Here is a 26,218-nt window from a genome sequence, read left to right as displayed (position 1 = left end):
AACCCGCCCTTCCTGAAAGGTGGCGGGTTCCTTTGCGCTCTACCGCAATGTGTGTTTTGTTCAGCGATCTAACCTAACGTTAGCTTAAAGCCTGAACCAAGGCTTTTCCGAAGGCTTTGGCACCATCGGGACCATTACTTGTGATAATATCATCATGAGCGACTACGTCTTGGGCTACATATTCGACGTTGTTTGCCTTTAATTCGTCAATCATAACATCGACTGGATAGCATGTGGCTTTGCGCCTTGAAAGTAAGCCTGTTTTCGCCACGGAGACGGAGCCGGCACAGATTCCGCTCACAAGGATTTTTTGCTGGTAAGCCTGTTTCAGGTAACGGATCAATTCCTGATTTCCCCATAGATGATCAATCGTTCCAGAACCGCCGATCACAGCAATTACATCGTAGTCATCCGCTGAAACATCCGAAAAGATGACTTCAGCATGGGCCTTTCCTTCATAATCCCCGGTGATTTCTCCAGTTTTTGTACTTGCGATCGTTACATCGATTCCTGCACGTTCCAACTCTTCTTTAGGAAGAAATAACTCATCTTCATTAAACCGATCCGGGGGGATGATCAATAACGCCTTTTTACTCATAATAGCCCCTCCTTAACGTTGAAAATCATTGTTTTACGGACATTACCCATTGTAAAAGCGGGTATGGATTCTGTGAAGAATGCACTTTTTTGTGCGGAGGTTACCAAATGGTTACTTTAAGAAAAATCGGAGGTGAAAACGCTTATGTCCGACCCACTGCGTGAAGAAATCAAGCAAAAGATTATCAACGGCGATTTCCACTGTGAAAAAGAACTCACTTTATCCATTATCAGTGGAAAATGGAAAGTGGTGATTTTATGGCACCTGGGTGTCGAAGGACCGCATCGTTTCAGCGATCTGCAACGGCTTTTTCCGAAGATATCCCATAAAATATTGACCAATCAATTGCGTGAACTCATGGAAGATGGAATCGTCCATCGGGAAGTCTACCCGGAAGTGCCTCCAAAAGTGGAATACTCTATGACCGAACTGGGCATGACCTTGCTCCCCATCGTGGAAATGATGTATGAGTGGGGGAAAAAACGAATGGAACAGATCAAACAGGAAATCCAGTCTTCATAAGTGATGGTTGACTGCTTTTGTGGAATGGTTTCTCCTCCCTTGAAGGAGTTAAAAGGAGTATCCGTCATTTACGAAACTTTGCATCATCTCGTAGAAAGCACCTTCAAAGAAATGAAGGTGCTTTTGTAATCCATTGTTCTTTACAATGGTTTGCCGATCCCTCTGTTGAAGTTGTAATTGGTTACGATCATTTAGATCCCCCTCAAGCTAATTCCACTCCCGTTTTCCAAATGACCGCCATCCTACAAATAGATAGAGAACAAATGTGAATCCTACGATAAACCAAAATGGCATTGGATTGAGGCGAGGGGAAAGGGGGAAGCCTTGGGGGTACATGGCGAAATAGGGCGGGGAATATGGCAACCAAGCTGCAATATGGGAAACCAAACCAACCACAATGACATTGGGTAAAACGAAAGAGACATGGAGGATGAGTGATTTGCCAAAGATTTTGACGCTTTGGGAAATCCACAGTTGTAAGGCGGCTAAAGGAAATATGGCGATCCAACCTAAAACACCGTGATGTAGTAGCTGTTCCCATGGAATGTTTCCAGATGGTTGGATCAACCAACCGGTTATGAGATAGCCTATGAAAAAGGTGACTTGAACGAGCGCCAATAGTGATATTTAGTTCCCGTTCCGACGATGATGGAGATCTGTAAGGGCTGGGTCAAGCAGATGGAGGTCTAGACACCAATGATCCATTCAATTTCATCACCCCCTAATTCTGATGTTAATAGAAATTTTCGGTTATCGAAGAAAATGGTTTGCAACTAGAAAATTTATTAAAAAAATGATTTTATTCTTTATTCCTATAAAAAACAAAACGACATACGTTACAGTGAATTTGGCATCTGTGTAGAATCAAAAAGGCGGGAGGGGAGTCTTGAGAGTACTTCTGTTTATTTGATTTTGGGAGATGCAGGGGGTGATACGGATGATGCTGGGCTTGGGCATTTTATTAAATATATGTTAATTCTGGATAGTTTCACAAAAGAAGAGATTGAAAAATTATATTTTATTGTGATATAATTTCTAGGAATAATTTGGAGCTGTCATTGAACGAAGTTTAGACTTGGATGTGTCTTATGGCTTTCCCATCATCCGTTTACGAAAGGTTCACCTTAATCCGTTGTGAATCCTGATGATATGTAACCCTGATCCATTTGTCACCAAACTGTTTACTAGGTTTTTCGTTGTTTCAGATGGAGAAGTGGATGGGAGCCTGTGAAACCCGGTCTATTGCCAGCTGATGGAGTCCTGATCATCTATGCGTGTGAAGCGGTTCGATCGCAGAACGCGTCCGCTTCCGAGTACATTTCATGCTGATGTTACTGAATTGACAAACTGAAAACATGGTATCTTTAGCGAACGCAAAAGGGGTGATCAGCGACATTGGGTTGGTATGCACTGTTTGTCGAAACGGGTAAGGAAGATTTGGTTCGAACGATGATTGATAAGCATTTCGATAAATCCATCCAAGTAATCGTACCGAAGCGAAAACTGCAAGAACGAAAACAGGGACGTATTTACGAAGTATATAAAACGCTGTTTCCTGGGTATCTTTTTGTGAATACTCTGATGAATGTAGAAACTTACCATGATTTAAAGCAAATACCGAGATGCTATCGACTTCTAAATAAATATAACCATCGTGACAGTTATGGGGGCGATTGGGAAGATAACAGGAAAAATCCCCACAAAACCTATCTATTCTCCAAAATTGATGACGAAGAAATGGCTTTGATCTTACAATTGATCGGCAATGAGGAAACTATCGACTATTCGACGCTTTATGTGGAAAATGCCAAAGTAACCGTCTGCGATGGGCCATTAAAAGGAAAAGAAGGCATTATAAAAAAAGTGGACAAGCGCAAGAAAAGAGCCCGTATTCTCCTGGAGTTTATGGGAAATGAAAAAGAGTTGGATGTCGGTATTAAATTGTTAAAAGTATATGAAACATAAAAAATCAGGGTGAATGCAATCGATGTTGCGGCACGTTGCTGGAACTCTGAGGTTATAAGCGCTTTTGTTTGGTAGTGTGTATGTACCGTACAGATGACTGGGCGAAGCTATGTCCAATGGGCCATCCCCTTTCTCCATCCTATATTTGTGGATGGACATTGGCTGAATGGGTTTTGTACAGAAAGGAGAATCAGCCTATCTTCTATCATACGACGATCGATTTTTCGCTGAAGCGACCAAACGAGTCGATTCCCCTTTTTTTGGGAGCTTGTTACCTGGCTTCCTACCAATCCCTGAATTCCGAGCACTATGAGTCCTATCTGCACGATGCGGAACGCTCCCGACTGGATTCCTATGCTTATGAGAGAAGAAAACGCAGTTATTTGCTGGGGAGGCTATCGGCTAAAAGTACCGTTTCCGCCATGACTGGGATACAGGACTGGGACAAGATTCATATTCAAAATGGGATATTTCATCAACCCATCGTAAGCGGGCCATCCATTCACAATGTCCAGGTCAGTATTTCCCATTGCGATCACCTGGGATTATCCGTTTCCTATCCTGAGAAGATAATGCTGGGGATCGACATAGAAAAAATGGACCAAAAATCGATTCGAATCTTACAGGAGCATTGTACGGACCATGAAAAAAACTTGGTCTTCCGGTTGCCCCATTCATCCCACCTGGCTTTCTGGATGTTATGGACCTTGAAGGAGTCATTATCCAAAGCGGTTAAGACAGGGTTTACCATGCCCCTGGAGATGTTGGAGATACAAGAGATAGAAGCCAGGGAAAACGTATTTATCAGTACATATACCTACTTTTCCCAGTACCAGTCTATCACGTTTCAAATAAACAATTATCTCTGCTCAATCACCTATCCCAAACTGTTTGACATCGATCTAGATTTTCTGCGCGTTCATCAGCATCTGGAACGATTGATCTCCCAAGATAACCAGGATGCGATCAAAAAGGAGGGAGTTAAATGACGGTTTATGTATTTCCCGGACAGGGATCACAGAAAAAAGGGATGGGAGGAGCATTATTTGATGAATTTGATACACTGACCAGGCAAGCGGATGATCTGCTGGGTTATTCCATTAAACGATTATGTCTGGAGGATCCGGAAGGGAAATTATCCTTCACCCCGTATACTCAGCCTGCTCTCTTTACAGTCAATGCCTTTCATTATCTGAAAAAAATAAAAGAGACTGGGGAAAAGCCCGATTATGTGGCGGGTCATAGTCTGGGTGAGTACAATGCTTTGTTTGCAGCGGGTGTATTTGATTTTCAGACAGGTTTGACATTGGTGAAAAAAAGAGGGGAGTTAATGGGGCAATCTTCTGGAGGGGGTATGGCGGCAGTCATTGGATTGACAGAATCGGAGATTGCTGAAGTACTGTCTCGAAATGGACTGCATCGTCTGGATATTGCCAATCTGAATTCACCCACCCAAGTGGTGCTTTCCGGTCTCACAGAAGATATTCAACAGGCCCGTACAATTTTTGAGAAAACGGAAAAGGTACAGATGGTGATCCCGTTAAAAACAAGTGGCGCCTTTCATTCCCGGTATATGGAGGATGTGAAAGCAGAATTCGCTTCTTTTTTGGATACCATCACGTTGTTGCCTCCAGCCATTCCGGTCATCTCCAACATTGAAGCCAGACCCTATGGGGAGGAAGTAAAACAACATCTCATCGACCAAATGGTTCATCCTGTCAAATGGACGGAAAGCATTCAATACTTGATGGGGCAGGGAGAAACGGACTTCCAAGAGTTGGGTCCCGGTAATGTCCTCTCCGGTTTGATTCGTCGCATCCAAAGAGAAGCGGAACCGTTAACGATCGAGAAAACGCAACCATCCGATGCTGTGGAGCACTCAGTGACCTCCCAAACGGATACGATCGAGAATCCATTGGGGAGTGTTGCATTCAAACGGGATTACAACGTGAAATATGCTTATCTCACGGGTGGCATGTATCGGGGGATTGCTTCGAAAGAGCTGGTTGTGAAAGTGGGCAAGGCAGGGATGATGGGCTTTTTCGGCAGTGGAGGGTTGAAGTTAGGCGATGTCGAAGAAGCCATTTTGTATATACAGAGAGAATTGAATCAAGGAGAAGCCTACGGGGTGAATCTAGTACACCAATTGAACAAACCCCATAAGGAAGAAGAGTTGGTCCATTTATTGTTGCAACACAGAGTCCCCGTTATGGAAGCCTCTGCCTTTCTGAATATCACTCCTGCATTGGTGATCTATCGGGCGAAAGGTTTAGTGCGGGAGCAGGATGGACATATCAAGTGTTCCAACAAGATTATCGCCAAAGTCTCGCGTCCTGAAGTGGCGGAATGTTTTCTCAGCCCTGCGCCGGAACGGATTGTTAACAAGCTGTTGAAAGAAAATAAGATCAGTTTGCAGGAAGCGGATCTGTTGAAAAAGGTGCCGATGGCAGATGACCTGACCGTTGAAGCGGATTCCGGAGGGCATACAGATGGAGGGGTAGCTTATGCTTTGCTACCGTCCATTTTGAAGTTGCGGGATCGTACGATGGAAAAATACAGTTATGCAAAAGAAGTTCGGGTAGGTGCAGCTGGCGGCATTGGGTCACCGGAAGCAGCAGCGGCTGCTTTTACCTTGGGAGCGGCATATATCTTAACCGGTTCGATCAATCAATGTACGGTGGAAGCAGACACCAGTGATGCTGTCAAAGATTTGTTGCAGCAAATGGATGTTCAGGATACGGAATATGCTCCAGCAGGGGACATGTTTGAGCTGGGGGCCAAAGTCCAGGTTTTGAAAAAAGGATTGTTTTTTCCGGCGCGTGCCAATAAACTGTTTGATTTATATCGGCACTATGATTCACTGGATCAGATCGACAAAAATGTGCGAAACCAGATCGAGGAAAAGTATTTTAAACGCAGTTTTGAGCAGGTTTATGAAGAGGTAAAAGCCCATTATCCGCCACAGGAGATACAGAAAGCCGAACGTAACCCCAAACAAAAAATGGCCATAATCTTTAAATGGTATTTTCACTACAGCAATTCTCTCGCTTTAAGCGGCAGTGAAGAATCGAGAGTCGATTATCAGATTCATTGTGGACCTGCTTTGGGGGCATTTAACCAGTGGGTCAAGGGTACTGCGTTGGAAAGCTGGAGAAACAGGCATGTGGATAAAATCGGGATTCATCTGATGAATGAGACGGCACGGCTGTTGACCGATCGTTTTCAAAGCATGTCTTCCGCTACTGCTGTTTAAACTGAGCTTACAGGGAGGAAAATGATATGACAAGAGACGAAATTTTCAATATTATAAAAAATCATTCCTGCGAAGTGATTCCAGAACTGGTAAGCCATCAGTTTCTTCCCCATGACCGTTTGACGGATCTGGGTGCCAACTCTGTCGATCGCGCCGAAATTGTAATGATGACACTGGAGGCGCTAGATCTGCAAATCCCACCTGCTGAATTGTCAGCTGTCCGTAACATCGGGGAATTGGCTGAAATGCTTTATCAAAGATTACAGAAATCTTTGTTCTGAAAGCTCAAAGTTTTAATCGTGGGATGAAAGGCGGCGTTACTCGGAATCCCCTTTCAGGGGATGGTAAGAGCAACCTCACCTGGTATAATCGAACATATGAGCGGTGCTCATTTCTTTGGTAGTGGGTTCGTTCCTTGAAAACGTTATGGTATGGGGTTCCAGCGGCGAACCCATCTCTCCCGCTGGGGTAAAACCATAAGAGTGAGTGAAAAGGCACCAGAACGCAGGTAACAGGCGTTCCGCCCATGTGGGTACATTTCCAACTGCTTGGGACAGGCTGATGAGACAGCCCTGAACTTGGGCGTTGTCCAAAACAGAAATGGACTGCGGACGCTAACGACCCAAGAATCCCACGTTATCAGGCGTGTGGAGTCTCAAAGCGTATATGATGGTTGACATAACCCCGTTAGGAATGCGTTTTTAAAACGAAGAAGCTTAATCCATATGGCATTAGGCTTCTTCGTTTTATTTTCCATTAAGCGAGGGGACATTCACCATGGGTCCTTGCAGACTTTAATCATAGTCCGCTTCTAACAGGAGGAATCAATATGGGACAAGGCCCGTCTGAATTGTTGATTACAGGGTTGGGTGTGACTTCAGCCATCGGACAAGGCAAAACAGCCTTTTCCTCTGCGCTGATGCAGGGAAAGCATGCTTTCGGAATCATGAAACGACCGGGCAGGCAGAAAGGGACCACTTTTCTGGGTGCTGAGATCGATGAACTTTCCACTCCGGATCATCTCTCGAAAAAACAACTCCGGACGGCATCCTTTTCCAGCCATATGGCCTTGGTTACCCTTGATGAAGCATGGCAGGAGGCGAAGTTGTACGATACAGCGGCTGATCGGGTTGGACTGATTGTGGGTGGTTCCAACATTCAGCAAAGAGAACTGTTGCAAACGTATGAAGCTTATCGCGACAGGTCCCATTATCTTTCTCCGACTTATGCCTTTTCGTTTATGGACAGTGACGTTTGTGCACTGTGTACAGAACAGTTTGGGATTCATGGGTTGGCGTGTACCGTTGGAGGCGCATCGGCGAGCGGGCAATTGGCGGTAATCCAGGCCAGCCAAGCCGTTCTGTCCGGTCAGGTGGACATTTGCATCGCTCTGGGGGCATTGACAGACATTTCTTATATGGAGTGTCAGGCTTTTCGAGCTCTGGGGGCGATGGGTACGGATCGTTATGTGGATCAGCCTGCCTTGGCTTCCCGTCCTTTTGACAAGAAGCGGGACGGATTTATTTATGGAGAAAACTGTGGAGCCGTGGTGATCGAGCGAAGGGAAACAGCGATGAAACGCGGAGCCGAGTCCTATGCCAGCATTCCGGGATGGGCTTGGGAGATGGATGGAAACCGAAACCCCAACCCTTCCTATGAGGGAGAAGTTCATGTGATCCGCGGAGCACTGGAACAGGCTGGGTTGTCTCCGGACGATATTGACTATGTGAATCCCCATGGTACGGGTTCTCTCCTCGGTGATGAGACGGAGCTTCATGCCCTTGCCGATTGCGGGCTCACATATGCTTATATCAATGCAACCAAATCGATCACCGGTCATGGGTTGAGTGCAGCGGGAATGGTGGAAATGATCGCCACTTTATTGCAAATGAGAGAGTCACGTCTTCATCCCACCCGGAATTTGTATGAGCCTATGGACGAGTCCTTTCACTGGGTCGGTAACGAAGCGATCTCGACAAGTATCCGCCATGCCTTAAATTTGAGCATAGGCTTTGGTGGCATCAACACCGCGGTTTGTTTAAAAAAGGATGCGTATCATTTATAGGAATAATATCGAGGTTCATGACAAAGTGGTGAAGGGGTGATTTCCGTTTCTGCATCTCTTTCCTCCAGCAGAGAAGAGGAAGGAGTCCGCTTCACCCCCTCCGGTCCCAACCAGCGGACAAAATATCCGCTAAACGGTTGGGACCGAAAGCGGTTCCGCTGAGTTGTCGGAAAAGGATGCTCCACCGGATATCCCCCTCTTATTCTCTTTGTTAGCAGTCTCAGTATCATCTATAGAAATGATATCAGTCAGAATCCAAGCAATGAATGCGTGGTGGGAACCGCTTGCTTTAATGTCGGGCGTTGGACGTAACCCGCTTTTTTAAAAGATTCGGTAACCGATTGTGGACGTCATATCTGAAGCGGAGAACGATTGTACGAATTAACCATAGATCCTTTTAAGGAGGAAGGTGTATGAAATCCATCTACGAAAAAGTGGGGAGAACGGCGTTTGTCATCGCTGAGTGGCGTGCAGAAGAAAGCGAAAGCGCAGATCCCCTGTTCCATGACCATATTGCCAATATTTTCCTGAATGAAGAAACAAAAAAGGTCGCTGCGGCCATTGCCAAAGCCTCCCCTTCCACGAAGTTTTTGGTACGTTACCGCACCCGTTATTTCGATGATTTAATGCTGGAGAAGATTCGCCAAGGGGTAAAGCAAGTCGTGATCCTAGGTTCGGGATTGGATACCCGGCCTCTCAGGTTAGCTTCCAATCATGTCAAATTCTATGAAGTTGAACAGAAACATGTGTTGCAATATAAAGAGCAGCAGATTGAACAGTTTGGTTATCGACAGAACAGCGAATGGATCTATGCCGATTATACCGATGTGGATTTTATCGCCATGTTGCAAGAGCAAGGATTGGACCCGGAGCAAGAAACGTTTCTCCTGTGGGAGGGAAATATCTTTTACCTGAAATATGAAAACATTCGTTATGTACTGGAGAGCTTAAGGCAGGGTCTCACTCATTTTGAGCTGGCCTTTGATTATCTGTCACATAAATTGATTACCCGGAGCACGGGCTTCAAGCGATCGGAAGAGTTGTTGGACGGGTTCAGCTCCATTGGTGCACCGTGGAATACAGGGTTTGATGACATTACAACGTTAGCGGATCAGGTGGGGCTTTCGGTAAAGGAAAACTTTTTGATTGCCAACTATTCCAATGGGATTGACAAAGACTTCTGGGTAGATCCCCAATTGTTTGATGATTATTCCATTTGCATTTTCCATCAAGAAACCAAGGAATTTGCGAGGTGAGAAACGTGGGAAAGGGAATTCTGGTTTTTGCTAGAAGAGACGATCTGTATCATCAACTCATCAACCATGCTCGTGGAGACCAAACGTTTATTCTGGTGAAACCCGGCGATATCTACCGTCAGTTGGGAGAGTGGATTTACCAGATCAATCCACAGGAACCCGCGGATTACCACCGTCTTTTCAACGAACTGGGTGAGCGACTGGAGTCGGTTGATGAAGTGGTTCACTTATGGAATTACGAAAGTGGACGACTCGATTATCTCTATCACGGGGACATTGGTCGCTTTAATCGAGCGGTTAAGCGTAGTCTCATCTTTGGGATTGAGTCGGTGGATTTGTTGACGCAGGCATTGGCCTCCCAAAAAGGTCTCAAAGAGGCTCGTATCACTTACTGCTATCATGGCATGACCACTTCGTTGCAACCGCAAAATATGATGGTTCCGGGGTGGTATCTCCATCTCCCGGAAGAGCAATCACAGTTTCGTTTTACTTCCATCCACCTTTCACAACCGTTTTCCGACCCTTCGCAATTTGCCGGTTTGTTGTTGGACGAACTGGACAGGGATCAACAGGAATCCATGGTTACTCTCAGGTTTGATGAAGCGGGACATCGGGAAGAGACGACTGATGTTGCACCAGATGAGGAGAAACCGAAGCTCACCATCAAGTCGCATGGTGGATATGTGATCGTGGATAACAGAGCAAACCTGGGTTGGAAACTGGGACTGGAATTGGCAAAAAAGGTTGGATGCCAGGTTTTTGTGTTGGGAATGGAGGAGGTGTCAGCGGAGCAAGAAGCGGCGCTTGCCCAGGTAAACGGCGATGGAAAGAAGCTGGTGTATGAACAGGTGCCTTTATCCGATCATGATGCGGTGAAGCGAGTAATCCAGCGGATAAAAGAAACATTTCACCGCATCAATGGAGTGGTTTACCATTTAAACGACCTGGATCATCAGTCTGTCCAACATAATATGGATGGCCTATTGCTACTGGATGCCTTGACATCGGAGATGCCTTTGGATTTTTTTGTTGCGGCGGATGCAATGCCCCATTCCCATACCGATCCAGTGCGTTCTATCCCCCGATTTAGCGATGGATTTCTTGCCCTTCGAGAACATTTTGTCCAGCAGAAGAAGCGGATGGGGCAGAGCCTCAGTGTGAAGTGGGAGCCGAATCCGTCGGAAGAAGCGGACACGACGTTTGAGGCATGGGCACAAGCGGTGGAAATGAAGATTGAACAATCATCGCCTGCAACGGGTGTTGGTGAGAAAGCGATCGATGTGTCGGATGAGGCGATCAAACAAACGTTGCTTGCCCTTATACGACAGGGGATTTCCGGTCTGATCGCAGAAACATTGAAAATCGATGAGGATGAAATCCACCTCGATTTCCCCATCAATCTGGATTCGGCGAATGGAGTGCAGTTTGATTCCATTTCGTTGGCCCGATTGGCTGAAAAGATTCGGGCGAAATATGGAGTCAAGCTGACTCCTGTTGTCTTTTTCAGACATAAAAACCTTCGTGCACTGATTGATTTCCTGTATCAAAAGCATGCAGACCGATTTGTCGACTATTACCGTTTGCATCTGGAGGCGGAAATCGAGCGTACTGATCCGCAACCGGTTGTTCCGGAAAAACAGGAAAAAGCGATAAAAACGGTTGCGGATACCAAAACGGAAGAAAAATCCCCTGAATGGGAGTGGCTGAAAGAGAAACATTCTTCGGCACACTCTCCCAATGAGGATGAGCAAGCGATTGCGATTGTCGGAGCGAGCGGCATGTTCCCAGGTTCTCCCGATCTGCAGGCATTGTGGAATAATTTGGAAGGGAAGAAACATCTGATCACTGTCATTCCTCCAGAACGATGGGACTGGCGCAAATTTGATGGCGATCCGTATAAAGAAGAAAATAAAACGGACAGCAAATGGGGCGGATTTATCGACGGTATGGATCAGTTTGATCCCGATTTTTTTGGCATTTCTGAAAAAGAGGCCGCTCTAATGGACCCGCGCCAACGGCTGTTTCTGGAAACAGCGTGGAAAACGATCGAGGATGCCGGTTATAAAATGTCTGACTTGTCCGGGACGAGGACGGCGGTGGTGATTGGGGCGGGAGCTTCTGAGTATTATGAGCTGATGAAACAACATCAGGTCGCGATTGAGGAGCAGAGTTCAACCGCCAAGTCCAATTCCATTTTGGCGAATCGTATATCATTTCTGTTTAATTTCACTGGACCGAGCGAATCGATCGATGTGGCCTGTGCCAGTTCGCTGGTTGCCATTCACAAAGCTGCTGAATATATCCGCAACGGGGAGTGCGACTGGGCTCTTGCAGGCGGGGTTCATCTGATTCTGACACCGGATATGCATATTTCCTTCAGCAAGGGTGGGGTTTTGTCCCAAGAAGGAAAATGCAGGATCTTCGATCAAGAAGCGGATGGCTATGTACGCAGTGAAGGGGTAGGAGCGGTCCTTTTGAAACCCTTGAAACAGGCGTTGGCGGATCACGATCACATCTATGCCATCATTCGGGGGAGTGCGGTCAACCATGGCGGCCGGTCCAATTCTATGACTTCTCCCAACCCGGCGATGCAAGAAGAGGTACTGGTACAGGCTTATCAAAAAGCCCAGATTCACCCGGCGATGGTGGACTATATTGAAGTGCATGGGGCATCCACCCAACTGGGGGACCCCATAGAAGTGATGGCGTTGCAACAGGCTTTTGACCGTCTGGCCGAGGAATCAAACAGATGGCCAGATGGTTCATCCTGTGGTCTGGGTTCGGTGAAAACGAATCTGGGTCATACGGAAGAGGCCGCCGGGATGGCAGCGTTGTTTAAAGTGCTTTTGGGACTGAAACACAATAAGATTCCCGCCCATCTTCATTTTGGCAAACCCAATCCATATATCGAGTGGGATCAGGGTCCGTTTTACATTGTGGATCAAACGATGGATTGGCGACGGAAGCCGGATGGTGTTCCGCGGCGGGCAGGAATCAGCACTTTTGGCTTTGGCGGAGTAAATGCACATCTGGTGGTGGAGGAAGCGGAACCTGTCCCACCGACGCCCGCCCCGGAAGCATGTCTGATTGTATTCTCAGCGAAAGACCAGACGACATTAAGTCGACTGGCCGAACAAATGATTCATTATTTAGATGATCAGGACCTCCCGGCGGATGTGTTTGTCAACCTCGCCTATACCTTACAGGTTGGACGGGAGGAAATGACGGAGCGCTTGGCGCTGATCGCCCGTGATCCAGATGAGTTAAAGAAAGGATTGAAAAAAGCACTCAGTGGTGAAGCGAGCCCACGGATCTACCGGGGCAGGGTGGAATCAAGCAAGCGGAAGATGCGGGCAGTGGATGAAGAGGAAGTCAAGCGTTGCATGCAAGAGGGCGCATTGGAAGAAATCGCCCGATATTGGGTGGACGGTGCAAAGGTTGAGTGGAACCGACTGTATCCCGCAGGTCGGCCTCGACGGATTTCATTGCCGGTCTATCCGTTCCGAAAGCGTCGCTTTTGGTTACCGCCCACTCCCGATCAGGAACCCAGTGGGGAGAAGCCGGTCTATTTGACGGAGGGTCCAGGTTTCGCGGAAACGGATCAAAGCGGAATTGCCAGGGAAGTCCGGGGGCAGCCGGGAATGGAATTTACCGGAAATCAAACCGTTATCGATTTGATTGAAGCCCAGGCTGAGGCAAAGCCTGACAAAACCGCGGCGGTTTTTGAAGGGGATGCGCTGACGTACCGCCAGTTGGTTGATGCGGTTCATCATGTTGCGGTCGATCTGCGAGGCAAAGGGATGAAAAAAGGGGAGCTCGTCGGCATATTTGTGAACCGATCCCTGGAGATGCTGGTCGGGGTTTTGGCTGTGATGAAAGCGGGTGGTGCGTATGTTCCACTGGACCCCCTGTTTCCACAGGAGAGACTGCAATACATGATGCGGGATACCGATTTACGCTTCATTCTGGCTCAACATGGGAATATGGAGACGTTGCCCCCATTTGCGGGCGAGCTGGTGTTGCTTGATCATGAGCGGATCAGGGAAAAACCAGCCGTTGTAAATCAGGGTCAGTCCCTCCATGTTTCAACTCATCCGGAAGAGGTGGCTTATGTCATCTATACCTCCGGTTCAACGGGGAATCCCAAGGGTGTACAGATTACGCACCGAAACTTGACCAACTTTTTGTATTCCATGGCAGTGGAGCCGGGATTCAATGAGCGAGACACATTGTTGGCGGTCACCACACTTTGCTTTGATATTGCCGGTTTGGAGCTCTATTTACCACTGATCTGTGGCGGAACAGTGGAGATCCTGCCAGAGTGGATGACCAAGGATGGGAACCAGCTCAAGGAAAAGATTGAGCGGAGTGCAGCCACGGTGATGCAGGCGACGCCAGCCATGTGGCAAATGATCCTGGCTGCCGGTTGGAGCGGAAAGAAGGGTTTTCGGTGTTTGTGTGGGGGAGAAGCGTTAAATCAGACATTGGCGGACCAATTGTTGGCGCGTTGCGATGAAGTGTGGAATCTGTATGGACCGACGGAAACGACGATTTGGTCCACCTTTTCCCAGGTAAGAAAAGGAAAAGAAGTGACGATTGGTCGTCCGATTGCCCAGACCCAAGTCACCATTGTGGATGAGCGATTGCAACCGGTTCCTGCCGGTACACAGGGTGAGCTGTGCATCAGTGGTGCGGGGGTCGCCAAGGGTTACCTCAACCGTCCAGACTTAAATGAGCAGAAGTTCATTCAGCTGAACGGCCAGCGTACCTATCGAACGGGTGATTTGGCTTTCCTTGATGAGGAAGGGGAAGTCGTCCTGTGTGGGCGGATCGATCATCAGATCAAGTTAAATGGGTATCGGATTGAATTGGAGGAAATTGAGGTGGCGCTGGCGGCGCTTCCGGAGGTTGAGCAGGCAGTGGCTGTCGTGCGTGAAGGCAGCCTTGGCCAGAAGGTGCTGGTCGCTTTTTATAAGGCTGCAAATGGAGCAAGACGCCTTGACCGACAGGCGCTTACGGAAGCGTTGGCAAAACGTTTGCCCTCCTATATGATCCCAACTCAGTTTGTGCCATTGGACTCGTTTCCTCTGACATTAAATTTAAAGGTAGACCGCAAACAGTTGGCGCAACAAACGTTGGATCGCATCATGGCTGGGCATGGAATGGGGATCGCGGATAGGGAAGAGCAAGAACATTTTACGGACGAGACGGATCCACCGGCGCTGGAAGAACGGTTGGAACACGTTTTACAGGGGATGGTTGCAGATTTGTTGGCGTTGAACCCGGAAACGATTGATCCGCAAGTCAACCTGGGTGATTATGGCTTTAACTCTGTGCTTTTTACCAACTTGGCGTTGGCGATCAACCGACGGTTTGCCACAAATATAACCGCGGTGATTTTCTTCAAGCATTCCACCGTATCCGCGATCGCTCGCCATCTTCTGGCCATATGCCCGGATGCGGTGCAACGGTTGGATAGGGAGAAGCCTATGGAACTTTACCCGCCAGCAACCAAGGGAGATCTTGCCACACAGGATGAGCCGATTGCCATTATCGGGATGTATGGTCGCATGCCGCAATCAGCTGATTTGGATGCATTTTGGGATAACCTGGTCAACAACCGGGACATGGTTACAGAGATCCCGGCTGACCGTTGGGATTACCGGGAGTACTTTGGGAATCCCCGTAAGGAAGAGAATAAAACAGATTCCAAGTGGGGCGGTTTTGTCTCCGATGTGGATGCATTTGACGCCGGTTTTTTTGGCATTTCTCCACGGGAAGCGGCGTATATGGACCCACGGCAACGGTTATTGACAGAGGCTGTCTGGAAAACGTTTGAAGACAGCGGATATCAGCCGGATGACTTTTCCGGGAGTAAAACCGGTTTATTTATCGGCGCGATCAACTCCGATTATTGGGATTTGATAAACGATTATGGTGTACCGGCGGACGGCTATACCTTATCCGGCTCGGCCAATTCCATTTTGGCAAACCGGATTTCCTTTCTGTTCAACTTAAGGGGTCCTAGTGAAGTAGTTGATACGGCCTGTTCCAGTTCATTGATTGCGGTTGATCGAGCCGTTTCGGCACTGAAAAGCGGCAAATGCGAATCGGCGATCGCTGGTGGGGTGAACCTGATCCTTACTCCACATCTCCATTTGGCACTGAGCAAGAATGGAATGCTCAGCCCAGATGGAAAATGCAAAACCTTTGACCAATCGGCCAATGGTTATGTGCGTGGAGAAGGAGTTGGCGCGGTTTTGCTAAAGCCTCTCAGCAAAGCTTTGCAGGATGGGGACCGCATCTGTGCGGTAATCAGGGGAACAGCGGTCAACCACGGGGGAAAGGCCAATTCCCTTACGGCGCCCAATCCGGAAGCGCAGACCGAGCTATTGGTGGAATCCTATACGGAAGCGGGGATCGATCCATCGACGGTCACGTATATCGAAACTCATGGGACAGGCACCCAACTGGGTGACCCGATTGAAATTGAGGCGCTTCATACCGCCTTCGATACGCTATATGGGCAGTGGGGCAAAGAGGCTCCCCAAAAACCCCATTGTGGACTGGGAGCAGTCAAGAGCAACATCGGGCATCTGGAAGCAGCGGCAGGGATCGCCGGATTGCTGAAAGTGGTGCTGGCGATGCAGGCGGGAACTCTTCCGGCCAATCTGCACGCTGAAACATTGAATCCCTACATTGACTTGGAAGACTCCTATTTTTACCTTCTCAACGAAAACCGGAATTGGGAACGGCTGAAAGATGGAGATGAACGGGAAATCCCCAGACGGGCAGGGGTCAGTTCATTTGGTTTTGGTGGCGCCAACGCCCATGTCATTTTGGAGGAATTCCGTTTGCAGCCAACCATGGAAAAAGAGAGCGCGAATGTAGTCGTCTTGTCTGCCAAAAACCAGGAGCGACTGACGGAATACGCGCAAGCGTTACTCCGCTATCTGGAGAGATGGGAACAAGGAGGCCAGCGCGAGGCGGCGGCGACGTTGACCGACCTCGCATACACCTTGCAGATGGGACGCGTTGCCATGGATGAGCGGTTGGCGGTGGTGGCAAACAGCCTGACCGAGTTGAAGGACAGATTGACTGCTTATCTCACGGGTACGGTCACAGAAGGGGTGTACAGCGGCAATGGCCAAGCGGAAAAACTGCTGGATATCTTTGACGGAAAAGCAGGTGAGGCGTATTTTCAGATTTTAACGGAAGAGCAAGACTTTGCGAAATTGGCGATGTTATGGACATCCGGGGTGGAAATCGACTGGAGACGCCTGTATGGGGCAAAACGCCCCCAACGGCTGAGTCTGCCTACCTATCCGTTTGCCAAAGAGCGGTATTGGTTACCGCGAAATACCGGGGAACCGGCAAGAAGAGATGTGTCTGCGAACCAGGGTTTAACCCCCCTGATCGACAGCAATGAATCCCACCTGGGTGGATTATGTTACAAGAAAACATTGATACCAACCGACTGGTTTATTCGTCACCATGTGGTGATGGGACAAAAAATCCTGCCGGCGGTTGTCTATTTGGAGATCGTCCGAATGGCCGGAGATTTGGCCAATCGGACGGGAAGGGTAAAAACCCTGAAAAACGTGGTGTGGTTGCGTCCCATTGAAGTGGATACGACAAACCAGGAGATATGGGTCCAATTGTTGCCGAAAGGGGAGGAGGTAGAATTCCGCGTCCACTCACGGCGGGATGGTAAAGAGTTAGTACATGCCCAAGGAAGCATTCTGTACGAAGCGCATAAGCGGGAAGCCGATCCTAGGGACCGGATGGATTTGGAAGTGATCAAGCGTCGCTGTACGGCAACCATCAGGCATGAGGATTTTTATGAGCCGTTTGTTGAACTGGGATATGAATATGGGTCTCCATTTCAACCGATCCAACATGTACGGCGCAATCAGACGGAAGCCCTAGCCCGCATCCAGTTGCCAGCAGATATGGAAGAAGGATTCAGCGACTATGGTCTTCATCCTTCCATCCTGGAAGGGGGATTGCAAACCTTGGCCGGGCTGTTGTTTCAAAAGGGAAGTCCGGACAACATTCCCTTTGTTCCCTTTTCATTGCATGAATTGGAAATCATCCGCCCGCTACCCACCTCTTGTTACGCTTACCTTGAAATGGCGAACCAACAGACGGACCATCCAACACACAAGCAACGTTACCATCTTACATTGATAGATGAACAAGGGATGATCTTGGCAAAACTTCATGATTATTCGGTACGGCCGTTGCAAGGGGGGGACCCGGATTTAGAGCGGGTGGGGGATCGCGTGAATGCGCAGCCCGTTTTGTACCGTCCGGATGTTCAACAGATGGAGTTGGAAGGAACGGCAGATGCTAGAGATGTGGAAGGGCCGGTTCTGATTTTTGATGTGGATGATTCGTTTTTCAAACCGTTCCAACAAAAATGTGGGAAAAGCCAGCCTGTCATTCTGGTGAAACCGGGACATTCCTTTGCGAAGGTGGAAGCGGATTGCTATGAGATCAATCCGTCACATTACCCGGATTATGAGCGGTTATTGGCCGATCTGACCACACGGATCTCCCTTCCCGCCACTGTGCTTCACCGATGGGCGCAAACCGATTTTACCACCCAACCGACCACGATTCAGTTGCAGTTGGAAAGAGGGATAAAGTCGCTCTTTTTCCTGTGCAAGGCTTTGGCGGGGTGCAAATTGGACAGGGAAACCCGCGTGGTGTCGTTTTATCAGGCGAAGGAGCGGTCTGCACAACCGTTGTATAAGGCATTGAAGGGGCTGGGCAAATCCGTTTCCCATGAGCATGCACGGTTGCAAATGAAGGTGATTCAGCTTGATCCGGCTGCTTATGGTGGGAATGAAGACTTGGTCCATCTTCTCCTCAAGGAATTGGGAGACATGGGACCAGATGGTTTTGTGTCCTATGAGGACGGGCAACGTTGGGTGGAACGGTTGGCAAAGGTTGTTCCTGAAACGTCCACCCCTCCGATTCAGGATAGAGGGGTATACCTGATCACGGGAGGCTTCGGCGGTTTGGGTCGCATTTTTGCAGAACATCTGATACAAAGCGGAAAACCGCGTCTTGTCCTTACGGGACGGACCGCATTGTCTTCAGATAAGGAGCGCCTCATCGAGCGATGGAAACAGCATGGGGCGGAGGTTATCTATGTTCAGGCAGATGTGAGCCAACGGGTCGAGGTGGAACGGTTGGCGAAGGAAATAAAAAGCCGGTTTGGGTCCTGCAATGGAATCTTGCACTGCGCCGGAGAGATTCGTGATCAGATGCTGGTGAACAAAGAGTGGACGGATGTAAGTGCGGTCCTCGCGGCAAAAGTGTGGGGTACGGTGCATCTGGATGATGTGTTCAACGGAGAAGCGCTTGACTTTTTTGCCATGTTTTCGTCGGTCTCTTCCTTGTTGGGAAATATGGGACAAACCGATTATGCCTTTGCCAATGCATTTTTGGATGCCTTTGCCTCTTATAGGGAATCGCTGCGTGCCAAAGGGTTGCGGACAGGCAAGACGGTTGCCTTCAACTGGCCTTTATGGAAAGACGGCGGGATGCAGGTCGCGGATCAGGTGAAACGGTTTATTCACCAATATTTTGGTATCGTCCCATTGGAGAAGGAGATGGGTTTGTCTGCTTTTGATCGCGGACTTGGCAGTTCCCACTCACAACTGCTGGTGTTGGGGCAGGATTCGTCCAAAGTCCAGTCATGGCTTTCCAGCGGTTCGAAGATGAAATCGTTCCAGGCACAACCGTCTGCCGCAGTTGAGACAGAAGATTACACGGAAAACGTGAAAGATGTGGTTTTGTCAGCCGTATCGAAAATCCTGCATCTTGACCGAGACAACATTGACATTCACAAAGACATGAACAGCTACGGTTTTGATTCCATCAGCTTTACGGAATTGGCCAACCGCCTCAATGAATGGTACCAGTGTGACCTGACCCCGGCGGTCTTCTTTGAATTGGAGCTCCCGACCATCGCTTCGTTGCTGACCCTGTTGACGGAACGGTATCCTTCGCAGATCGCAAAACGGCATCAAGAGGAGATGCGGAGCATGGAGGCGTCAGCGGAACCGGATGGAGAGGTTGAAGGAGATCAGGTTATTGAAGAACATACCCTGTGGGAAGGCGTCCAACATGGGGATAGACAGAAAAAGGACCGGGTGCCGGATGAACCGATTGCCATTATCGGGATGAATGGTGTCATGCCACAGGCGGAAGATCTGGAAGCGTTTTGGCACAATTTGCAGGCGGAACGGGACTGCATCACCGAGGTACCGGCGGATCGGTTTAAATGGCAAGACGTGTATGGTGATCCATTGCATGAGACCAATAAAACCGACTCCAAGTGGGGCGGGTTTATGAACAATGTGGATCAATTTGATGCCTTATTCTTTGGTATTTCGCCCCATGAAGCGGAATTGATGGATCCTCAGCATCGCATTTATCTGGAAGTGGTGTGGAAGGCGATCGAAGACGCCGGTTATAAAGCCTCTGATCTGTCCGGCAGTCGGACCGGTGTTTATGTAGGCATGACCAACCACGATTATGCGGATGTGCTGAACCAGGGGTTGCCGGGGATTGAGACACAGGGAGTGTTCGGCAATACGCATCCGTTTCTGCCCAACCGCATTTCATTTATGCTGAATCTGCACGGGCCAAGTGAACCGATTGACACCCTATGTTCCAGTTCATTGGTGGCCATCCATCGGGCGGTGGAAGATCTGCGGCATGGCCAGTGCGAAATGGCGATTGCCGGAGGAGTAAGCGTTATTGCCAGCCCGACGATGCACATTGCCTTCAGCAAGGCAAAAATGTTGAGTGAGGACGGACATTGCAAAACGTTTGACCAATCAGCGGATGGATTTGTGCGTGGGGAAGGCGCCGGTGCGATCATCCTGAAGCCACTGAGCCGCGCGCAGGCGGATGGCGATCATATCTACGGAGTGATCCGGGGAACATCGACCAATCACGGAGGGCGATCCAATTCGCTGACGTCCCCCAATGCGAAGGCACAGGCGGAACTGCTGACGGAAGCTTACGAACGGGCCAACCTGTCCCCCCGTGCGGTCAGTTATATCGAAACGCACGGCACAGGAACCGTCCTGGGTGATCCGGTTGAAGTGAACGGCCTGAAGATGGCGTTTCAACGGATGTTTGAGCGGCAAGCATCGCCCCGGCCGGAACAGCCTTATTGCGGGCTGGGTTCAGTCAAAAGCAATATGGGTCATCTGGAAGCGGCGGCAGGGATTGCGGGTGTATTGAAAGTGTTGCTTTCGATGAAATACCGGCAACTTCCGGGCAGTTTACATGTGAATCAGGTAAACCCCTATATTGATCTGAGCGGCAGTCCGTTTTATCTGGTGGATCAGACGCAACCGTGGCAACGGCTGACAGATGAACGGGGAGATGAGATCCCTCGCATTGCCGGCGTAAGCTCTTTTGGCGCCGGTGGGTCCAATGCGCATATTATCATTGAGGAATATGATCCTCCCTCCCCTCCGGCGCAGCGCCTGACCGGACAGCCTCACCTGATTCCGCTGTCCGCCAAAAGTGAGGAGGCACTGGATCGAGCGGTGGTTTCATTGCTCGATTATGTGAAGAAAACGGAACTCCCCGACCCGGATCTCGATCGGGTCGCATATACACTCCAGGTAGGACGGGAAGCGATGGAAGAGCGTCTTGCCCTGGTGGTTCGTTCCATGGAGGAATTGACCGATGCGTTGCTCGCCCTCAAAGAGAAACGGATGGCACCCATCCCTGTCTATCGGGGAACGGCGCAAGAGTCCTCATCGACAGGATTGAAAGAGGAGGAAGGTCTGAGACGGGCACTCTGCAACCGCGACATGGAGGTGCTTGCACAACGATGGGTGACGGGGGAGGCGATCGATTGGAGGCAACTGTATCCAGAAACCCCGCCCCGTCGGTTGCCGTTACCTACGTATCCCTTTGCCCGTGAACGTTACTGGATCCATCCAACCCCAATGAAGGAGCAAAAATCACAGCAACCGATCCTTCATCCGCTCATTCAGCAAAACAACTCCACATTGGACAAATTTCAATGGTCTTCGCGATTTAGCGGGGAGGAGTTCTTTTTTGCCGATCATCGGGTAGGTGGTCACAAGGTGTTTCCTGGCGTAGCCTATCTTGAAATGGCCAGAGCGGCTGGAGAGCTTGCTGGGGAAAAACGTATCGCCAAAATCAAGAATGTCGTCTGGACCCGCCCATTGATGGTGGAAGAGAAGGAAGTGGATGTCCACATTCGCTTCCAACCGGCACAAGAAGGGGTGGAGTTTCAGATTGAATCAGCAATGGAGACGGGACAAACCACACTGCATGCCCAAGGGGAAGTGATTTATGGCCAGAAGGCGCATGCAACCAGCACCTCCTGGAAGGATCTCGGTGAGATCCGGGCAAGAGGGCGGACCATTCGGAGAGGGAATGAGATTTACCGCGATTTTGTGGATCGTGGCTTTGCTTATGGCCCCGGCTTTCAATCGATCCAGGAACTGGTTGTCGGTGAAGGGGAATGTCTCAGCTTACTTCAGTTTAACCGGGATCATGGACAGTATGGCTTGCACCCTTCATTGTTGGATGGGGCTTTGCAGACTGCCGTTGAACTGCTGGCCACCCGTGAACAAGTTGATCATACTTCACATATGCCTTTTTCCATCGCCGAAGTGGAGTTGCTGGCACCGATTGAGACGGAGACTTGCTATGTCCATGTGACTTCAGCGGAAGATCCGGCAACCGACGGTGTACCAGTACGGAAATTTCAGCTGGCCATACTGGACTCAGAAGGTCGCTTGTTGCTCAGGTTGCATGATTTTTCAATCCGTTTGTTAAAACCCCAAAAATTAGGATATTACCAACCCGATTGGTTACCACAAGAGGGTCTTGTCATGGATCGGGATCGGATTCATGGCGATGTACTGATTTTTGACCAGGAAATGGAGCGTTACCGCTCGTTGCAGGATCGCCTCAGCCCCGGTTCGCGCCTGATTTGGGTCAAGGCGGGAGAGCGCTATCGCAAATGGGGTGAAAAGGCGTTTGAAGTCAATCCGAGGCAAGCGGATGAAATACTACACCTGTTTGAAGATTTAAAACGGGATGGCATTGTGCCGACCCACATGATCCATGCGTGGTCACTGTCTGATTCAGGCAAGCAATCGTTGTCCGATAAACTGCAAAACCGTTTTCATACCATGATGCATCTGACGCAAACGATCATGAAACAACGGTTTGCACATGATATTCGCTTGCTGTATTTATATGCCAGTGAAGCGAACCGGAGAAAACCGGAGGACGAAGCGATGAGTGCGTTTGCCCGCTCCATCCGGATGGAAAACCCGCGGTTTCTGTATAAGACATTGGGCCTCGATGCGCATTCAATGGTCCAGTTGTCCGATATCCTTGTCCATGAACTGAATGGAGAAACGACAGGGGAGACGGAGATTCGCTATCAGAATGGGAAGCGACATGTGCAGCGGCTCAAGGAGATGAATCGGTAACCGTCATGGACTGGTGTGATGTTCTTTGTAGTGGCGAACCGGCTATGGATGCCGGTTTGCCGTTTTTTCTATTGGATTGGGTGTGGTTGATAGGCGATTTGATCGAACGAAACAGATGCTGGTTTTGCCGAGGAGGGGAAATGGAAAATGGCTGTGACAGGAACCCACCTGAAAGAGAAGGGAACGTATCTGATTACGGGAGGCGCCGGAGGGTTGGGACTGCTCTTTGCTGACCACTTGGTCAGGAAATATCGGGCCCGGCTGATTCTCGTCGGTCGATCCGAACTTGGCTTGGAGCAGAAACAGAAAATCGGGGAGCTGGAATCATTGGGCTCTCCGGTGGTATACCTGCAAGCCAATTTGGCCAGCCGGTCAGACGTGGATCAGGTAGTGGATCGAGGCAAATCGTTGTTTGGTTCCATCAATGGCGTGATTCATGCGGCGGGAGTGGTCAGGGATGCATTTATGCTGAAGAAAACGGCGGATGAGGCGGAACAGGTTTTTGCGCCAAAGGTATATGGAACGGTCAATCTGGATGAGGCCTTAAAGGAGGAACCGCTGGATTTCTTTGCCCTTTTTTCTTCTGTTGCTTCTGTGATGGGCAATCTGGGTCAAGCCGATTATGCCTATGCCAATCGCTTTATGGACCATTATGCCGCCTTACGTGAAGATTGGCGAAGGAATGGTGAACGGTACGGCAAGACCGTTTCAATCAACTGGCCCCTTTGGGAGAAGGAAGGGAAGCCGATTACAGCGGATACGGAAGCATGGCTGCAAGAGACGGTGGGAATGACACCGCTTGATCCTGTTGCGGGAATTGAGGCCTTTGAAGCCGCTTTATCGATGGATACCTCTACGGTGATGGTCATGGAGCGGAATGAACGGTCTCAATCTCTCATCGAGACTCACTTTTCGACTTCGGACTTTCCATCTGCACGGGTGGTTCCAGAGAAAGCGGAAAATGAAGAAAGGAATGTGGATCATCTCTTTCCAGCCGTCATGGACTATCTCAAGGAAATCTTGTCTAAGGCGGCGAAACTGCCTGTTTCCCGGATTAAAGGGCATGTGCCCTTGGAGAAGTATGGGATTGACTCTCTGATGATTTTAAATCTGAACCAGGAATTGGAACAGGACTTTGGCAAGTTGTCCAAAACGCTATTTTTTGAGTATCAGACATTAGAAGAATTGGGAGCTTATTTTATTCAACACCACGCGGATCAGGTAAAGAACATTGGTCGCATCGCTTTATCCAAAACCGCAGCTGAGAAGGTGGAACCGAAAGAGATGGAAAGTACGGCATCGGTGCCGCAAGCTGTTTCACCGAAGCCCACAGAAGAGCCGGATGAGCAGGAGATCGCGATTGTCGGTTTATCCGGTCGGTATCCCATGGCGCAGACGTTGGATGAGTTCTGGGAGAATCTGAAGGCTGGCAAAGATTGTATTGTGGAAATCCCGGATGAGCGTTGGGATCTGGCAACGTATTATGATCCGGACAAAAACCGGCCAGGGAAAACGTACAGTAAATGGGGAGGGTTTATGGATGGCGTAGATCGTTTTGATCCGTTGTTTTTTAATATTTCCCCCAGAGAAGCGGAATTTATGGACCCGCAGGAGCGGCTGTTTTTGCAAACGGTGTGGCATACCATGGAGGATGCCGGTTATACCAGGGATCATTTGCGTGGCAGCAGTGTAGGCGTCTTTGTGGGGGTGATGTATGGGCAATATCAGTTGTTTTCACGTCAGGTGGATGGGGAAGCCATATTTGGTGATTCGTTTTATTCCTCGATCGCCAACCGGGTCTCCTATCTCTTTGACTTTCAGGGGCCCAGCATCGCATTGGATACCATGTGCTCCTCCTCATTGACTTCGATCCATCTGGCATGCGAAAGCATCCGCCGGGGCGAATGCCAACTGGCCGTGGCAGGTGGGGTGAATGTGACCATCCATCCCAACAAGTACACCTATCTTAGCCGGACCCAGTTTATCTCTTCCGATGGGCGCTGTCGCAGTTTTGGCGAAGGGGGAGACGGTTATGTACCGGGGGAAGGGGTTGGAGCTGTTCTGCTGAAGCCCCTCAAACAGGCGATCGCTGATGGAGACCAGATCTATGCCGTCATCAAAGGGATCAGTATCAATCATGGAGGGAAAACCAATGGCTATTCCGTGCCCAACCCCAATGCCCAGAGCCGTTTGATCCGTGATGCCTTGATGAAGGCGAACGTGAACCCACGGGCGATCAGCTATGTGGAAGCACACGGTACCGGTACATCGTTGGGTGATCCGATTGAGATGACGGGATTGGGCAAAGCGATTGGTGAATTTACCGAGGATCGGCAGTATTGCCCGATTGGATCGGTAAAGTCCAATATCGGCCATCTTGAGTCGGCGGCGGGGATTGCGGGTTTAACCAAAGTGTTGTTGCAAATGAAACATAAACAACTGGTTCCATCCATCCATTCCAGTGTATTAAATCCCCATATTGATTTTGAGCAGTCCTCGTTCTATGTACAGCAAACCCTGTCTGAATGGAAGAAGCCCATCCTGCTGGAAGGGGAAACGCAGAAGGAATATCCGCGAATCGCCGGTCTCAGCTCGTTTGGCGCAGGCGGGTCCAATGCTCATATGGTGTTGGAGGAATACGAGGATCAACGGGAACCGGTTCGTATCGCTGGCCCGCAGATCGTTGTCCTGTCCGCCAGAACAAAAGAACGTCTCCAGGTATACGCACGCAACCTGCTTACTCACCTAGAGAAGCAGCAACCGGCCCCGTTCACTTTGGCAGAGGTGGCGTTTACGCTGCAAACAGGCAGGGAGGCGATGAATGAGCGGATCGCCTTTATTAGTGAAGAGATCCATGACCTGATCGCTCAATTGCGCACATACTGCGAAGGAACGGAGCAGGTAGAGGGAGTTTACCGAGGCAATGTGAAAAAAGATTCCTCCCGCCTGGAGACGTTGCTTGGCAGTGAAGACGAAACCTCCGTTGTCCAGCGTTTGATTGCGGATGGAGAGTGGGCCCGTTTGGCGGAAATATGGACTTATGGA

General features: G+C 49.3%; 10 protein-coding genes and 2 pseudogenes. 10 read left to right on the top strand and 2 right to left on the bottom strand.

Going from position 1 to position 26,218, the window contains the following annotated elements; translation table 11 throughout:
• Positions 1-79: 79 nt before the first annotated feature.
• Positions 80-598 (bottom strand): DJ-1/PfpI family protein, encoded by a 519-nt coding sequence (locus tag FN782_RS14915; protein ID WP_142506600.1) that lies wholly within the window; start codon positions 596-598, stop codon positions 80-82.
• Between the two features lie 144 nt (positions 599-742).
• Here FN782_RS14915 and FN782_RS14910 point away from each other — a divergent pair, with 144 nt between their 5' ends.
• The 6 genes from FN782_RS14910 (at position 743) to FN782_RS14885 (ending at position 8,403) form a co-directional block, all read left to right on the top strand.
• Positions 743-1,120: a winged helix-turn-helix transcriptional regulator gene (locus FN782_RS14910; protein ID WP_142506599.1), complete on the top strand. Its 378-nt coding sequence runs from the start codon at positions 743-745 to the stop codon at positions 1,118-1,120.
• 1,395 nt (positions 1,121-2,515) lie between these two features.
• Positions 2,516-3,085: an antiterminator LoaP gene (gene loaP / locus FN782_RS14905; RefSeq protein ID WP_142506598.1), complete on the top strand. Its 570-nt coding sequence runs from the start codon at positions 2,516-2,518 to the stop codon at positions 3,083-3,085.
• An 80-nt stretch (positions 3,086-3,165) separates the two neighbouring features.
• Positions 3,166-4,074 carry a 4'-phosphopantetheinyl transferase family protein gene (locus FN782_RS14900; RefSeq protein ID WP_142506597.1) on the top strand — a complete coding sequence of 303 codons (909 nt, stop codon included), beginning with the start codon at positions 3,166-3,168 and terminating at the stop codon, positions 4,072-4,074.
• Positions 4,071-6,338 carry an ACP S-malonyltransferase gene (gene fabD, locus FN782_RS14895; protein WP_142506596.1) on the top strand — a complete coding sequence of 756 codons (2,268 nt, stop codon included), beginning with the start codon at positions 4,071-4,073 and terminating at the stop codon, positions 6,336-6,338. The genes FN782_RS14900 and fabD overlap by 4 nt, the downstream gene beginning before the upstream one ends.
• 26 nt (positions 6,339-6,364) lie before the next feature.
• A complete protein-coding gene (locus FN782_RS14890; protein WP_142506595.1) occupies positions 6,365-6,619 on the top strand; it encodes an acyl carrier protein in 255 nt (84 codons plus the stop codon).
• Between the two features lie 548 nt (positions 6,620-7,167).
• Entirely contained in the window at positions 7,168-8,403 is a 1,236-nt protein-coding gene (locus FN782_RS14885; protein ID WP_142506594.1) for a beta-ketoacyl synthase N-terminal-like domain-containing protein, read from the top strand.
• Here FN782_RS14885 and FN782_RS14880 read toward each other — a convergent pair.
• Positions 8,394-8,588, bottom strand: a complete 195-nt coding sequence (locus FN782_RS14880; RefSeq protein WP_142506593.1) for a hypothetical protein — start codon at positions 8,586-8,588, stop codon at positions 8,394-8,396. The two genes, FN782_RS14885 and FN782_RS14880, sit on opposite strands and share 10 nt — an antisense overlap.
• Positions 8,589-8,816: 228 nt before the next feature.
• On the opposite strand from FN782_RS14880, the gene FN782_RS14875 reads away from it, so the two are divergent.
• The 4 genes and pseudogenes from FN782_RS14875 to FN782_RS17550 form a co-directional block, all read left to right on the top strand.
• A complete protein-coding gene (locus FN782_RS14875) occupies positions 8,817-9,659 on the top strand; it encodes a class I SAM-dependent methyltransferase (RefSeq protein WP_142506592.1) in 843 nt (280 codons plus the stop codon).
• On the top strand, positions 9,656-23,173 hold the full coding sequence (locus FN782_RS14870) for an amino acid adenylation domain-containing protein (protein WP_142506591.1): 13,518 nt from the start codon (positions 9,656-9,658) through the stop codon (positions 23,171-23,173). Before FN782_RS14875 ends, FN782_RS14870 begins: the two co-directional genes overlap by 4 nt.
• Positions 23,174-23,320: 147 nt before the next feature.
• Positions 23,321-23,893 (top strand): annotated as a pseudogene (locus FN782_RS17555) (SDR family NAD(P)-dependent oxidoreductase); the annotation flags it as partial.
• Positions 23,894-24,175: 282 nt separating this feature from the next.
• Positions 24,176-26,194: pseudogene (locus tag FN782_RS17550) on the top strand (beta-ketoacyl synthase N-terminal-like domain-containing protein); the annotation flags it as partial.
• Positions 26,195-26,218 lie beyond the last annotated feature (24 nt).

The sequence above is a fragment of the Melghirimyces algeriensis genome, assembly GCF_900182565.1.
Lineage (GTDB): Bacteria > Bacillota > Bacilli > Thermoactinomycetales > DSM-45169 > Melghirimyces > Melghirimyces algeriensis.
The sequence above is the reverse complement of the archived record's forward strand: the minus strand, read 5'-3'. Positions and strand labels throughout refer to the sequence as shown.

Coding starts and splice junctions, on each gene's coding strand:
- FN782_RS14915 (WP_142506600.1), bottom strand. CDS start 598: ATGAGTAAAAAGGCGTTATTGATCATCCCCCCGGATCGGTTTAATGAA.
- FN782_RS14910 (WP_142506599.1), top strand. CDS start 743: ATGTCCGACCCACTGCGTGAAGAAATCAAGCAAAAGATTATCAACGGC.
- FN782_RS14900 (WP_142506597.1), top strand. CDS start 3,166: ATGTACCGTACAGATGACTGGGCGAAGCTATGTCCAATGGGCCATCCC.
- fabD (WP_142506596.1), top strand. CDS start 4,071: ATGACGGTTTATGTATTTCCCGGACAGGGATCACAGAAAAAAGGGATG.
- FN782_RS14890 (WP_142506595.1), top strand. CDS start 6,365: ATGACAAGAGACGAAATTTTCAATATTATAAAAAATCATTCCTGCGAA.
- FN782_RS14885 (WP_142506594.1), top strand. CDS start 7,168: ATGGGACAAGGCCCGTCTGAATTGTTGATTACAGGGTTGGGTGTGACT.
- FN782_RS14875 (WP_142506592.1), top strand. CDS start 8,817: ATGAAATCCATCTACGAAAAAGTGGGGAGAACGGCGTTTGTCATCGCT.